The 14,426-nt window shown below is 68.5% G+C and carries 13 protein-coding genes and 1 pseudogene; 9 read left to right on the top strand and 5 right to left on the bottom strand.

The annotated features are described in order from the left end of the window. Positions 1-223: 223 nt before the first annotated feature. The gene (locus C569_RS34615; protein ID WP_018789016.1) at positions 224-454 is read right to left on the bottom strand and encodes a hypothetical protein; all 231 of its coding nucleotides are present in this window, start codon (positions 452-454) and stop codon (positions 224-226) included. A gap of 106 nt (positions 455-560) precedes the next feature. Here C569_RS34615 and C569_RS0127915 point away from each other — a divergent pair, with 106 nt between their 5' ends. Continuing rightward, a complete protein-coding gene (locus C569_RS0127915; RefSeq protein WP_018789015.1) occupies positions 561-953 on the top strand; it encodes an SAM-dependent methyltransferase in 393 nt (130 codons plus the stop codon). 135 nt (positions 954-1,088) lie between these two features. Here the strand turns inward: C569_RS0127915 and C569_RS0127910 are convergent, their stop codons facing one another. Beyond that, entirely contained in the window at positions 1,089-1,709 is a 621-nt protein-coding gene (locus tag C569_RS0127910) for a hypothetical protein (protein ID WP_018789014.1), read from the bottom strand. A 604-nt stretch (positions 1,710-2,313) separates the two neighbouring features. On the opposite strand from C569_RS0127910, the gene C569_RS0127905 reads away from it, so the two are divergent. The 5 genes from C569_RS0127905 to C569_RS0127885 all read left to right on the top strand — a co-directional run bounded on the left by C569_RS0127905 (position 2,314) and on the right by C569_RS0127885 (position 8,723). Next, positions 2,314-2,820 (top strand): hypothetical protein, encoded by a 507-nt coding sequence (locus C569_RS0127905; RefSeq protein ID WP_018789013.1) that lies wholly within the window; start codon positions 2,314-2,316, stop codon positions 2,818-2,820. A 599-nt stretch (positions 2,821-3,419) separates the two neighbouring features. Beyond that, complete coding sequence (locus C569_RS0127900; protein WP_026268742.1) at positions 3,420-4,559, top strand: hypothetical protein; 1,140 nt, start codon at positions 3,420-3,422, stop codon at positions 4,557-4,559. Positions 4,560-4,696: 137 nt separating this feature from the next. Next, positions 4,697-5,233 (top strand): hypothetical protein, encoded by a 537-nt coding sequence (locus tag C569_RS0127895; RefSeq protein WP_018789011.1) that lies wholly within the window; start codon positions 4,697-4,699, stop codon positions 5,231-5,233. A 159-nt stretch (positions 5,234-5,392) separates the two neighbouring features. Beyond that, complete coding sequence (locus tag C569_RS0127890) at positions 5,393-7,087, top strand: ParB/RepB/Spo0J family partition protein (RefSeq protein ID WP_018789010.1); 1,695 nt, start codon at positions 5,393-5,395, stop codon at positions 7,085-7,087. 259 nt (positions 7,088-7,346) lie between these two features. After that, positions 7,347-8,723 carry a serine hydrolase gene (locus tag C569_RS0127885; RefSeq protein WP_018789009.1) on the top strand — a complete coding sequence of 459 codons (1,377 nt, stop codon included), beginning with the start codon at positions 7,347-7,349 and terminating at the stop codon, positions 8,721-8,723. 1,347 nt (positions 8,724-10,070) lie between these two features. Here the strand turns inward: C569_RS0127885 and C569_RS0127875 are convergent. Then, positions 10,071-11,045: a hypothetical protein gene (locus C569_RS0127875; protein ID WP_018789007.1), complete on the bottom strand. Its 975-nt coding sequence runs from the start codon at positions 11,043-11,045 to the stop codon at positions 10,071-10,073. 326 nt (positions 11,046-11,371) lie between these two features. Here C569_RS0127875 and C569_RS0127870 point away from each other — a divergent pair, with 326 nt between their 5' ends. The 3 genes from C569_RS0127870 to C569_RS31855 all read left to right on the top strand — a co-directional run bounded on the left by C569_RS0127870 (position 11,372) and on the right by C569_RS31855 (position 13,696). Next, the gene (locus C569_RS0127870) at positions 11,372-11,698 is read left to right on the top strand and encodes a hypothetical protein (RefSeq protein ID WP_018789006.1); all 327 of its coding nucleotides are present in this window, start codon (positions 11,372-11,374) and stop codon (positions 11,696-11,698) included. A 600-nt stretch (positions 11,699-12,298) separates the two neighbouring features. Continuing rightward, positions 12,299-12,742 carry a hypothetical protein gene (locus C569_RS31265; RefSeq protein WP_036347212.1) on the top strand — a complete coding sequence of 148 codons (444 nt, stop codon included), beginning with the start codon at positions 12,299-12,301 and terminating at the stop codon, positions 12,740-12,742. A gap of 201 nt (positions 12,743-12,943) precedes the next feature. After that, a complete protein-coding gene (locus C569_RS31855; protein ID WP_155945641.1) occupies positions 12,944-13,696 on the top strand; it encodes a hypothetical protein in 753 nt (250 codons plus the stop codon). Between the two features lie 297 nt (positions 13,697-13,993). Here C569_RS31855 and C569_RS0127850 read toward each other — a convergent pair. Further along, positions 13,994-14,223: pseudogene (locus C569_RS0127850) on the bottom strand (IS5/IS1182 family transposase); the annotation flags it as partial. 42 nt (positions 14,224-14,265) lie between these two features. Continuing rightward, entirely contained in the window at positions 14,266-14,418 is a 153-nt protein-coding gene (locus tag C569_RS35135; RefSeq protein ID WP_369754140.1) for a hypothetical protein, read from the bottom strand. Positions 14,419-14,426: the final 8 nt, after the last annotated feature.

The raw sequence follows: 14,426 nt of genomic DNA, 5'->3' as shown, positions 1-14,426 counted from the left end.
AGATCGAGCCACCGCGTCGGTCAACGCGATTCGGGCGTGCGCGCTCGCGCCTGCCAGGACGAATTCGTCACCTACGAATCCGTACACTCCGCCAGGAGAGCTGGTTCGACGCCCGCTGCCGCGAACTGCTGTTCGCCGCCGGCGTGCAGGCCGTGCTGTCCTTCGCCGACCCGTGCCCCCGCGTCGACGCGACCGGGCGGGTGATCTTCCCCGGGCACGTCGGCTACATGGGCGAAGCGAACGCCGCACCCAGTGGCAACTGCCCGACGGCACGTTCCTTAACGGCGTCACGATGCAGGAGATCCGCCGGCAGCGCTCCGGGCACGAGGCGGCCGAGCGGCGCCTGGTCGACCAGTACGGCGCCCGCCCGATGCGCGCCGGGGAACGGCCGGCGGACTGGCTGCGCGACGCGGTCCGCGACGACCCCACCGTCGGCGTCAGCCTGATCCGCCACCTCGGCTGCCTGCGCTACCTCAAGCCCCTCGGCAGCTCGCCGAGCAGGCCCGCCTCGCGGACCGGGCCGACGGGCGCCGCAGTACAAGCGGCGAATCCGCTCGGCGTTGCAGGCGCTGCGCCGCCAGGGCTGGGCCCGCCCGCACGACAACCGGCCGGCTGCCTGTCTCATCGAGGGCACCACCACCCGGCCGAGGCGGGCGCTGCTGCTCTGGCTGCCCGGCGACCCCGGCCAGGCCGATCTGGTACTCGACGCCGCCGCCACCATGCTCGCCCGCGTCGACGAGCCGATCGACCTGATCGTCGCGGACCCGCCGTACGCGCTGGGCCGGGGCGATCACCGCTCCGCCTACCGGCGCGTCTACGGCCGCGACCACGACCAGACCACCGAGTGGATCGCCGCCGCCTGCGCCGCCCTGCGCCCTGGCGGCTACCTCGCCGTCATCACCGGCGCGCAGCGGGCCGCCCGGGTGCAGGTTGCTGCGGCTCCCGTTACCTGACCACCAGCCGACCCCGCCTGCCCAGCCGCAGCACCCAACCCGGCCAAAGCGCGGCAGCCGCCCACGGAAAGCTAACCCGGCCCAGCTCACGCTGTTCGACAGGTAGATCGCCGGCCGGCGAGGCTCCGAGCTGACTCAGTCCTCGTCGGTCGGCCGGGCCGGCAGCTCACGCAGCCGGCGCTGCACGACCTGACGGCTGACCTCACCGAACCGCTCCGACAGCGCCGCAGCGATTGCCCGCACCGTCGGCCGGCGCCCCGGCCCGGCGGCGTCGATGACCTGCTGCACATCCGCGGCGGTAGGACGCGGACCCGCCGTGCGACCGCCCGTGCGCCGCGGCCTCGCCGCCGCATACGCGCTCGTCCTGGACTGCCGCCACCGATAGGTCGTGCGCTGCGGCCCGACCCTGATCTCGTCGGGCCGCAGCAGGTAACCGTCCTCGCCACGGTCCCAGGCGTCCCGTGAGTCCTGCGCGTAGCCCTTGACAGTGTCCGGCTGCAGGCCGAGCATCCGGGCGAACGCGCCAACACCGATCAACGCGTCCTGGCTGACGCTGCTGTCGGCGTCGACACCGAAGTCACCGCCGGTCGGTTCCTTCTCGACCTGCGCGAGCGGCGGCCGACCCGGGCGGCCCCGCTCGGCCGTGAACGCGTCGAGGTCGGCCAAGGCGTACACCTCCTGGCCGTCCACCCGCACCGGCAGCGGATCCGGCCAGCCGTAACGGGCCCGGCCGTACGGCGAGGCGTACTCGGCCACCTATTGACCGACAGGCCCGTACGCTCGGCGGCCCCGGCACGGTTGGTGACCGTCACGCCGTCCACGGTCCACGTCTGCACGGCCCCTCCGGCGGTCACATAGCGATGGCCGGGGCAATCCACCCGCAGAACGAGTGGCGGCAAGCCCCGGCCACCATCCAGAAGCCCGACCCGGGACAAGCCCGTGTCGGCAACCACCACTGTAGCGGTGCAGGCGTACATCCGCCGATGACCAACCGTGAGCCCGCCTAGGCAGTCAGGCCGAGCGAAGGCGGTGCTGCTCGCACGGGGGAACGAGCAGCACCATTCCATCAACGGTAGTCCAACCTTCGCCCGTCCGCTGCCCCGCCGATACGGCCGGCGAAGGCCACGCGAGCGGTCACGCCCTGATGTAGTTGCCCTGAGCGGCGCCGACGATGTCGGAGCCCAGTGACCCGGCAGCCACACAGCCGGCTGCTAGCATCAGAATCTCTTCGGCCTCACGGCGTCCGCGACGTGGGGCGGGGATTGTTGGTTGTTTCAGGCGACCGGGGGGTTGCCACTTCGTCCACGGATGAAGTCCCCCGGTCGTTTCAACCGCCGGTCAGTCGCGCACAGGGACAGCCATGGATATCCGGAGCATCGGTGGCCAGCCGCACACCGACATCGCCGGGGCGGCTGAGTTCACTCGTCGATCCGAGGCGACAGTTCGGCTCAAGACCTCGCCCAAGCAACGACGACAGGGCTCGGGCTGGCCCGCGCCGGTCAAGCTAGACAAGAAGTCATGGTTTCCCCTCGAAGAGTTGAAGCGCGTCCGCGACGTCCTCTTGCCGCAGATCGTCGAGTCCGCCAGAGCACGCGTCCATCACGTGGACCTCGCCGGCGATCCGGATGAACTGATCTCCGCCACCGAGTTTCGAAAGATCCTAGAGGTCAGCCAAGGCGCATGGGATAGGTACGTCGACCTCAGCCGAATGGCATGGCGTCGCCACGAGGACGGCTACCTCCCCTTCTTCGATCATGAGGAACCGGCGGCCGGGCCGGGCATGGTTCGTTACTGGAAACGCCGTCGCGTGCAGGAGTGGATCAACAAAAGAGGCACGGGCGATCGGGAGCACGCGCAGTGCGAGTGACAGCCGCAGCTCCCGGGGGCCCGCCCATCGCCGGTCCGCGGCCCCGGCTGCTTGACGAGCCAACGGTGATCGTCCGTCGCAGCCCCGTCCGCTACGGGCGCGTTCTCGCTTCCGCCAGCTGAAAATCGGCCTGCGGCCGATGGCCTCCGGCCCGGTCAGCGTCCCGCCGCTGAACCGCGGCGCCTCGCCGGCGAGGCAGGCTCCGGGAAGGAACAGAGCAGCGTCCGATTCTTCCCAGCAACCTGCCCGAGGGCAACCATTTTTTGTGGTGGGGGGAAAGCCACACACCAGCTTGCCCCCCACCACAAAAAATGGTCGATCGCAGATCAGGCCGCCGGGAAGAATCTCCGAGCCGCAGGAATATGCGCGGACCGCGCTGCACTCGGCAACACGGAACGACCGAGCTAACTCCCGGTCACTTGCGCATCACCTGCCGTGACGGAGATGAACCTGGATCAAGGTCGGACCACTTGTCGCCAGCGCCCAAAGATTGAGCTATCCGACTAGACATTCAAAGGTGTGTCATGTACTATTAAATACATGAGGGAGGGGCGGCAACCCCCGACCGAATAGCCAACAACCCAACCGAAGGAATCATCGTGAGTGACACGATCAACGCTATTCCTCTGACTGCTCGGAACGCCTCGCTGGCGGACCTGACCGCCATCCTCAATCAGCAGCAGGGGCACAAACTCGACATCGTCGCCGGAACGGGAATGTTGCGAGCCGAAGCCGGTAACCTGCGCATCACCGGCGCAGAGCCGGTCCTCACCGACACCGGGGTCACCACCTCCGACGGGCTGTACCTGCCCACCGAAATCGGTGATAACGGGCTCGGCGAGAAGCTGGGCATCCCCACTGGCTACCTGCGCAAAACCCGCACTCAGGCCCTGCACCTCTATGACGCCAACGTCAACGGCTGGCTCGACCTTCAGCACGGCAAGCGATACCTTGCCCGCTGCCTGTCTGACGGCAACGGCAGCGGCATTCTGCGCGCCTTCCTCAGCGACGGATACAAAATCATCGACCACCTCGACGTTCTGATGTCCGTGCTGTCCGGAATCCGTGAGTCCGGGCTGCGGGTGCACCTTGCCTGCGACCTGAGTGAACGGCGCATGGTCGTCCGGGTTCACTCCGAGGCCATCAAGACCCTCGCTCCGACTCTGCTGCGCAACTACCGCAGCCCCTTCACCGGAGCGACCGGCGCGGACAACCCGGTTGTCTTCGCCGGGCTCGTCTTCACCAACAGCGAAACCGGCTCGGGCGCATTCACCCTCATCCCGCGCATCGTCGTTCAGGTCTGCGACAACGGCGTCACCATCACCAAGGATGCCCTGCGCGCGGTGCACCTCGGCGCGAAGATGGACGAGGGCACAATCCGGTGGAGCAACGACACCCACGAGGCGAATCTCAGCCTCATCGGCAAGCAGGCCCGCGACGCCGTACGCCGCTTCCTCGACGTCCGCTACGTCCGCCGGAAGATCGAGGAGATCGAAGAGAAGGCGGGCCGCCGCATTCCCGACCCCGACCACACCATCCGAGTCGTCGGGCAGCGACTTCGCTTCACCGAGGACCAGCAGCGCCTGATCCTCAACCACTTCATCGACGGCGGGGACCGCACCGCCGGGGGCATGCTGCACGCAGTCACCAGCGCCGCGCAGACCTTCAGCGACCCCGACACCGCGTTCGACATGGAAAACGTCGGCATCCGCGCCATGGAGATCGCTGCCACGCTCTGACCGCTGGCCGGGTGCCGCCACCAGCGGCACCCGACCCGCAGCGGCCCGAACCGGCAAGACCTCGCCGATGCCCCGCCAGGCGCGCTCGATCCTCACGTGCCGTCTCATGCCGATCCCCTTCGATCGATGGAGCAACCATGTCCATGTTCATCGGGCTGCCTCACGGCGTATCACTGCCGCGACACCTCGCGGAGCCCGACGCACGACACCTCGTATCCGTACTCGCCCGCACCTTCCAATGGACCGGCCCCCTGTTCGGCCGCGCAGAGGTCGAGGCATACCTACACGCCCAGGCCGACGACCCCGCCACCCTGCCCCGTCCCGCCCTGAGCGACGAGGACTGGCAGCGCCTGCAGAAGACCGCCGCATGGAAGGGCCTCGCCGCCGACGCCCGCCGCGCAATCGCCACGGCGGACGTCATCGGTCAAGCCCTCCGGCAGGCTGGCTGCCGCTGCGCGCACTGCGACACCCCGATCTCCGGCCCGCCAACCGCCAATTGGGGTCTCTGCCCCGTCTGCCTCAACCGCGCACACCTCGCTGACCTCCAGCGCCTGCCCTGCCCGGCAGGCGACGGTGCCAACCCCCACCGGTGGAACGGCGGAACCTGCACCGACTGCACCATGCCGTCACCGCCCAACCGGCCACACCTCACCGCTGTCGCCACCGCCGCCTAACTGATCGAGCACCGTTCCTTGACAACTCCACAGCGATGCGCGCGAAGCCCGCCGCTACCGCTATCGACAGCGGCCCCACGAACCACCGGAGCGCTCTGGACGGCAACCCCAGACACGCCCCGGACAACCAACACCCACAATCCGAAGGGAACACGAACCGTGCTTACGGAAACCGCACCCGCACCGCAGATCGACAGCGATTCCCCCGACGACTCCCCGGAAGCCACCAACCTCCGCGAGGCCGCCGAGGCAGTCACGACCGACACCGACGCCGACGCTCAGGCCACCGACGACGCCCAGGACATGCCCGAGCTGCCCGGTCGGCACCGCATGGTCGAAGTCAAGAACATCAAGCCGAATGCCAACAACGCCCGCGACGACGCGCAGGCTCTGCCCGGCATCGTGCAGAACCTGCACCAGGACGGCGTTCGCGGCCTCCTCTCGCCACTCATCGTCACGCCGCTCGGGCTCGGCGACGAAGGCCCGTACCTCATCATTGACGGCGAGCAGCGCTACTGGTCCGCCGTCGAGGCAAAGCAGAAGTGGATCCAGGTCATCATCCGTGACGACCTGGCCGCCAACCGGGAACAGCTCATCAGCATGCTCCGGCAGGTCCACCGCACCGAACTCACCGCAGCCCAGCAGGCCCGAGGCATCCAGCAACTCGCCCTCGACGGCATGAATGACGACGACATCGCCCGGCGCACCGGCTACCAGCCGGAACAGATCAGGGCCGGGCGGCAATTCGCCACCCTGGACAAGCGCTCCGCCGAGCGCACGCAGACCCTCGGGCTCGACCTCACCCAGGTCGCGGTGCTCGCCGAGTTCGCCGACGAACCCGAATGCGTCGAAATGCTGCTGGACGAGGCCGAGAACGGGCCGTTCGCCTTCGCCCGTGCCGTCGAGCAGTATCGCGGCACGCGCGCCGCGATCGCAGCAGAGGCCGCCCGACGCGCCGAGCTTGCCGACGCCGGGGTCGCGCTGCTGTCCGAGCACCCCGGGTACAACCACCCCAAGGTCAAGGAGGTCAGCGACCTACGCGACGCCGAGGGCGACCGCCTCGACGCCGAAGGGCACAGCGGCTGCCCCGGACACGCCGTGCGGCTGTTCCTCACCCACGACGACCGGCTGACCGAAACCTACTACTGCACCGACTGGCGCGCGCACGGCCACGCCCTGCCCTCCTACGCCGTGACCCCCACTCGCGGCGGCTCCATGACGGAGCAGGAGAAGGCCGAACGGCGACTGGTCATCGAGAACAACAAGGCCATGGAGGTCGCCAACACGGTCCGCCGTGAATGGCTGACGACGTTCCTGACCGCCAAGACCCCGCCGAAGGGCACGGCGAAACTGATCGCGGAGATGCTGGCCGACTCCGGCTACACCCTCTCGACCTGGATCAACGGCGGCCGGAAGATGCTCGACGAACTCCTGTCGCCGGGCAAGACCAAGCGGCCCGGCACCAAGCGCGTCCCCGCACGCGGTGTCAGCGACGGCCGGTACTCGGTCATCTCGCTCGCCGCCATCGCCGCCGCCAACGAAAGCGCCATCACCCGATCCTCCTGGCGGGCACCCGACCCGGCGGTCGCCAAGTGGTTGCAGTGGTGCGTCTGCAACGGCTTCCAGGTCGGCGACGTCGAACAGCTCATCATCGACGCCGTCGCCAACCGCGCCAAGCAGCGCGCCGACCTGACCGTCATCACCGCCCCGAAGCCCGACGAGCCACTGTCCGGACTCGACACCGACACCGCCGACAACAAGACCGAGCCCCGACCGGACGAGGGGACGCCCGGCACCTCGGACAACACCGACGAACCCGCCGGGTCCGAGCCCGAAAGCCGTCTCGCCGCCTGATCCAGCCGGTCGGGGGCCACACCAGGCCCCCGACCGGCATCCCCTGTCGGCGTACGGATTGCGGTGCAGAGTCGGGTACGCCAAATGTGCAGAGGTCGAGGACGCGAAGCGCTCCGGACGCTGCGACAACGGCTGGCTCGACGAAGCGCATCCGCTACTGACCGTGCGTAATCGGGGGCGGCGCTGGCGCCCGAACAGCGGCAGATCCGGACGCCTGGGTGCGCTCCGGGCCGCGCGACGACCCGGTAGGTTTGCCCGCATGTCGCCGATCCAGACGGACCTGCTACCCGACACCCGACGTGCGCTGGTCCACCGGCTGGCCACTGGTCAGGTCGAGGGGCGCGCACCGTCGGTCGTCGCCGCCGTGGTGCGCTATGGCCATCCTGTGTGGATGGGCGGGTGGGGAAGTGTGGACGGTAGCCCGCCGGACGGCGACATCCAGTACCGGATCGGCTCGATCACCAAGACATTCGTGGCGACGCTGGTGCTGCGCCTGCGCGATGAGGGGCGACTCGCCCTTACCGACCCGCTGGCCGAGCACCTGCCCGGCATGGTGGCGGGCCAAGCCACGGTCGGTGCCCTGCTGGCGCACACCGCCGGACTGGTCGCTGAGGCGCCCGGTCCGTGGTGGGAACGAACCCCGGGCGCGCTGCGACCCGGCTTGGGCGACGTGCTCGGCAGCGATGTGCAGGTGCATCCGGCCGGACAGCGCCATCACTACTCCAATCCCGGTTACGCGCTGCTCGGCGCGCTGGTGGAGCGAATTCGCGGCGAGGCGTGGGGCGAGGTGCTGCGGCGCGAGGTATTGGAGCCGCTCGGGATGACCCGTACCACCTTGCTGCCGGTCGCGCCGCACGCCACGGGCTGGGCGGTGCATCCCTGGGCCGATGTGCTGCTGGCGGAGCCCGCCGTGGACACCGGCCTGATGGCGCCCGCCGGGCAGCTGTGGTCGACCGCGACGGACCTGGCCAGGTTCGCCGCATTCCTCATCGACGGCGATGAACGGGTGCTGCAATCGGACACCGTCGAGGAGATGCGCGCCCCGGCGAGTCCGCCGGAAGCGAAAAGCTGGGACAGCGGGTACGGGCTCGGCATGCAGCTGCTGCGCCGGGATGGTCGGTTGTTGGCGGGCCACACCGGCTCGATGCCGGGCTTTGTCGCGACCGTATGGGTCAGCGCCGATGACGGTCTGGGCGCGGTCGTGATGGGTAACGTGACCGCCGGCCTCGCCGCCAGCGCTCTCGCCGCTGATCTGCTGCAGACGGTCGCCGAGCGGGAGCCGCGGATCCCGGCGCCGTGGCGCCCGCTACCCGCGCTCGACCCGCAGCTACTGGACCTCACCGGCCTGTGGTATCGGGGGCCGGCCCCCTACGTGCTGCGCCCGCTGGCCGATGGCTTCATGGAGTTGGTCCCGTTGTCCGGGGGCGGGCGCGCCACCCGGCTGCGCCCCACCGGCGACGGCGGGTGGAAGGGGATCAACGGCTACTTCGCCGGCGAGCGACTGCGGGTGGAACTCGACGCCGCGGGCGCGGTGAGCCACCTTGATCTCGGCACCTTCGTCTTCACACGGCAGCCCTACGGCCCGGCGGCGCTGGTGCCCGGCGGTGTCGACCCGGCCGGTTGGCGGGTCGACTGACCCGACGCACGCACTGATCTCGGCCAGATCCGGGCACCGCCGGAGACTGGCCAACGTCACCCTGTGTAGTCAATGGTTCCTGTGTCCTGGGATCGGTTCGACCGGCAGTTCTGTGCTGTGCTCGCGGATGTCGATGGCTGCTGTGTACTCGGTGGCGTACGCGGCTCTGCACTGCAACTCGTACGCCGACATCCCCCTACACCCCAAGCACGCCCGAATCTCGCCTCCAGGCCCCCACCGCCCGACGAAGACCACCAGCCCTCCGACGAGCAATAGCCAAACAGCGACGACGACCGCCGTCCTCGACCACCTACCAGCCAGCCATCACCGCTCGCCCGCGCGCGGTGCCCGGATCAGGGCGCATCGAGCGCCCGGCTCCGGACGAGGGGCGCTCACGCGCCGCCCCCTCGCCTCCCCCGGCTCGCCACTCACCCTCCGTCCGCCCGGAGAGGCACGACGAACACCCACCCCATCAAGATCCACCGCCGACGCCGAAGCGGAGCCCATCACCCGCGTCGCCGACGGCCGCACTCCCTGGCAGCTCTTCCACGACGTCCACTACTTCGGCAACAGCCGCATCGCGCCCTGCACCGTCACGCTGAAGATCCGGCCATGCCGACGATGGCTCGACGCCCACGCCGACCCCGCATCCACCTCCCTGTACATCGGCCTCGACGCCACATCCCGCGACCACAGCCGCGCCCCCGCCATCGCCACCGGCTGGCGCCCCTGGACCACCCGGTTCCCCATGCTCGACCCACCGCACGTCAGCAAGCAGGAACAGTTGGACTGGCCCGACAACTCGGGCTGCGCCCACCGCGGCTCTATAACCTCGGCCTACCACACAACAACTGCGGCGGAGCATGCGTCCGCGCCGGCAAACAGCATTGGGCGCGGCTGCTCCACGTCCTCCCCGAGCACTACGCCGCCGCCGAAGAAGCCGAAAATCAGCTACGCAACCAACTCGGCGACGTCACAATCCTCACCGAACAACGCCAACGACAACGCCACCGGCTCCCCCTAGCCGAACTGCGCCACCGCCTCACCACCGGACACCAGCCATGACCTCAACCACCGACACCCATCGAAGATCCGACGAATGGCGCCGCCACTGGCGCCACACCGCGCCCAGCAGCGCGACAGATCCGGCCTAAGCCTGACCGCTACAAGGCCACACCGACCGCCTCTATCGCCCACCAATTCGCCCTTGCAGGGAACATCGAGATGCGGCGGCCATGCCAAATCAGCCTGACTTCGTCGCACATGTCTCACACTCGACTCAACGACAAGTCGCGGTCGGCTTCCAATCCCTCCTCGACAAGCTGGGCATCATCGACACCATCGCTCTCAGGACCGCAGCACCCACTCCCCGCCGTCAGGCTCCCGTTCGCCCGTCCTACGGATTAGTCCGTGAGCGCCAAGAAAATCGATCATCACCTGCACCGCACTACCGACATCCCAATCGCCTGGTGCCGCACCACGATGCACAGCGTCGTTGCGAAGGGTATTCAGCCACCGCAACCGGTCGACCGGAACAGCGACCTGAAGACCCGAGTCCTCAACGATCGCGATGTAGCCGCCGAGAGCTGTCCGCTCGCCGATGCGTCTTTGCAGCCCTTCGGGCAGTTGGTCTCTGTGGCTGCGGACGTGCCGGCCGAGAGCAATCTCAAGAGCGATGGCTGCGTCGATAATCGCGCGCCGATTAGCACCGCGCCGCTGCGCAGCCCGCGCATCACGGCTGAGCACCTCCTCCAGCGGCGGCTCCAAGCCGTCACGGACGAACCCGAGAATGGCAGCCCACTCCTGCGCGCGCAGTGGACGGACGCGAGGTGTAGTGAACTTGACGTCTAATGCGCCATCGTGAGGTGGTTCGATGAATCTCAGCCCTTCGCCGACCGACTCTGCGTCGTAGACACGGTGATTGGGGTCGAGGTCCTGGCCAGTCAGGATCTCAGTCCAGGTACGCACGTCGTCGAACCACTTGTTGATGTATTCAGCGAGCTGATGCTCAGGAGTAAACCACGACATGTGGTCGTAGCTCGGGCCCTCGACGTCGGTCACAACCACGCGATGCAGCGCGGTGGCTGGCCGAAGCGACTCGGGAATGAAGGCGCTGTACTCCTGCACCCAGACGACCTGCTCACCGACGTCAGACCGCGACTCGACGCCAGGCACGGGAGGAGGCCCACCGACGGGCGGCCGGCCGTCGGGCATCACGACATTGAACCGGAGCTCACCATAGCCAGTCGGACACGTCGCATCGAGCGCGTCGCACATCACCCAGATGTGCACCGGCAGCTCAAAGGTCGCCGTCACCTCCATGCCAATCTCCTTACAACACACCTGGCTGTGGCCCGGTCGCCTCAGCCTGGCCGCCCATTCTCATAGGTCGGGCAGGATGAGGCAGACCGCCTGCACCGTAGTCGGCTCTGCAACGACAGTTCATCGGAGTACCCGTAACGTCCAATGGCTGGCCCTCACCGTCGGCGATTCGAGACGAGGCGGCTTCCGGAGACAACGCGAACCGGCGAGGTTCACCTGCCCGCTGACGAACTGGACAGCGCGTGGACCAGGCCGTCGAGCACGCAGAGCCGCCAGGACGGCAGCGCTATAGGCTGGTACCGGCAGCCGACAGATACGGTCCCGGCATGAACTGGTCTTCTATCCTCGCGTCCGGTCTGGTTGCCGCCGTCGCGACCGCGCGCATCAACGCCCAGACGGCTTGGCAACGGCTTCGCGCCGAGGCGAGAGATCGGAAGACCGCATCCCAAGACGAGCACCTTCGTACGGCTGTGGAGGACTTCCTCACCGCCGAGACCCGCCGGTTCCGGCACGACCGGGGGGCCAGGCATGTCATCGACGACTTAATCATGTCCCGAGACGCGAGCCATCCACTGGACCTGCATGAAGCCGTGCGGCAGGATCAGTTGCGCCAGCGAACCGAAGCCGATGCCAACTTGGAGAATGCAGTCTGACGGCTCCGGCTGTACTCCCGTGCGCTGCACAGCCAGGCGGCGCCGCTGCTGGCCGTGAGGCACCACTCGCTGCTTAACGAATACCGGGACGCCGACACGGCGCAGGAGCGGATGGCCGCGTTGACCGCGTTCGTGGCGGCGGCCCAGAGGCGGCTTGGTATCGAAGATCGGTAGCGGCGATCGGCTTCGCCGTTTATCCGGCGAGGTGGGTGGGATCCCTTGGTAGCTGCCCACCCCGACCTACCGCTAATCGCGACCTCTACAGGCCCTGTGCCACGCTGTCACGGAAAGCATAGCTACGGCTGAGATCTACACGATCTCGCCCATCACGACCCGGCGCTCCGCAGCACGCGAACGCCTCGGCTGGTTCCGAACCCAGAGTTGCGACCTCGGCCCGCACTGGTCCAGACCGTTGCTCCCGCGGACACCGGCCGCCCCGGCCGCTCGCTGCGCTCGCAACCAGCCGCGTCAGCCTGCCAGCTCCGCCTCTGCGAACCACTCCAGCCTGGACAACACCCACGTAAAATGGTATAGTAACAATATATCTGGTGAGGCGGCGAGCCTTCCCCAGAGCCACACGCCAACCCCAACGAGTCAGCCATGCCATCCACCGTCCTTACCGATGCCAAGCACGCGGCGGCACGGCACCTGCCGCTGTGCGGTCACTGGCAGTGCCACGCAACGCGGCCCCAGACACTCGACGCGCAGGCAGACGTGGTGTTGATCCGCGACTGCGCGGGCCGCCAGCACCTGTTCCGCGACGGCGTCGACCACGGACTGATCCTCACCGCCGACAACGACCGGTGGTCGCTAACCCGCGAGCGCCACGCTCACGCCACCTCGGCCCAAGGCGAACGCTGGGAGCTGATCCCCGAGGCGGCACCCGTGTGTGCCGGCGGATGGGACGCACGACGACGAGAGTACGCAGCGCGGCACCTGCCGAGCGGCCGGGTCATCGCGCACTGGGACACGCAGTACGGGCTACTCGCCCGAGCCGCCCGCTACTACCTTCGCGTCAGCACCCGCCCTCCGCGGGCCCGATGAGATCAACTGCAGGCACCGTCAACGCCGCCCCGGCTACTGCCCTGACCGCGTATGGGCAAGGCAGCGGCCGGGGGGTTAGTTTGGCGAACTCCCCCCGGCCGCCTAGCGCCGACGCCACACGGGCCCCCAAAGACCCATACGCCGAGCACCTTGCACCCATCCTACGACACACCACACATCGGCCAGGCAAGCGGTGAAAGCATGATCACCACCAGTATCGAGCGGCTCGCCCATCCCCTACGGTCGCCGCGTCAACCGATACGGCATCATCGGCGCATGCCCACCCGCGATGCTCATGGCAGCGCCCACGTCGGCCGCACCCAGGCCGCAGCGATGCTCGGCATCTCCGTCAGCCACCTGGACCGGCTCTACAGCGAACGGGCCACCAACGGCTTCCCCGACCGCGTCAACGGCACCGAATGGCGTGCCGATGACATTGCCGCCTTCCAACTCCCCCGGGACAAGGCCCGACGCGCCGCCAGCGACGCCGTGGACCGCACCGGCGACCCCGACGAACTCGTCCCCACCGCCACCGTCGCCCGCATCCTCGGCTACCGCAGCGTCGACTCCCTGCAAGGTCGCAACCGCATCTGGCCGCTCCTGCTGGAACGCGTCGACGACGAATCCCTTACCCCCACCGGCCGCAAGCGCCGCCGATGGAAGCGCCGCACCGTGTGGGAGATCGCCGACAGCCGCACCGGTAAAGGCGCCTCCCACACCGGCCGCCCCCGGGCAACTCCCCAGGGCCACCCGGACCGCTCCGGCGATCCCGACGAACTCGTCGGCGCCGCCGAAGCCGCACGCGTGCTGGGATACAACCACCCGACCGCCCTACCCGACGAGGTGCTTCGCCGGGCAGACGAAGACACCGCCGGCCCGAAAGGCCGCCACCGCCGCAAGTGGAAACGCGCGACGCTCTGGGCGATCCTCGATCGAGCCCAGCAACAACGGTAGTTCCTCGTCTCCGACTGGAACACGGCATGCGCTGCTCAGCACCCGGGCCGGTACGGTGGAACGCCAGGTGCACCGCCAGCTCCTCTCCGGCCCGTCCACGCCTCTCGGCGCGTGAAAAACCGCCCCACGGGAGCATCCCCACAGCGATGGACGCGAGCCACGCCCGCCACGGACGGCCCCACGGCTCGGCCGCATTCTCACGGCCGGCCAACGGGGCAGCAGCCGGTGCCTCAGATCCAGGACGGCACACCCCGCCCCCACCTCGGCAGGCTAAGAGGTCGCGCAGATAGGTGGGTTTCATGGTCGGCGGGTGGGGCGGGTGTCCCACCGGTACAAGATCCACGCCTGACGGATGAGGCTACGGATGGTGATGACGGCGTCGGCGAGGTCGAAGTAGGCGTTGACCACGTCTTCTTTGCGTTCGTAGCAGCGTTGTAGCCGGTTGAAGGCGTTGTGCCAGGCGGTTGGGTCGGCCACGCGGCGAGGTGCCAGCGTGAGCTGGCCCTTTTCCGTGTGGCCTCCCGCCGAACCGGACTTGATGGTTTCCCGATCATCCGGCTCTCCAGTGACTACTGCGTGAGTGGGTCGGTTGGATTCCCGGTATGGATGTGGTCGTGGCATGCGGCGCAGACCACGAGGGTCTTGCGCCGCCGGTTCGCCATGATCTTGGCCCATCGGGGTTGGTGCGGGTCGGGTGGCTGGAGGTCTTTGAGCTTGCGGATGTGGTGAA

Origin of the sequence: Micromonospora sp. CNB394 (genome assembly GCF_000374985.1) — a bacterium.
Lineage (GTDB): Bacteria > Actinomycetota > Actinomycetes > Mycobacteriales > Micromonosporaceae > Micromonospora > Micromonospora marina.
This window is presented reverse-complemented; position numbering and strand designations above follow the sequence as displayed.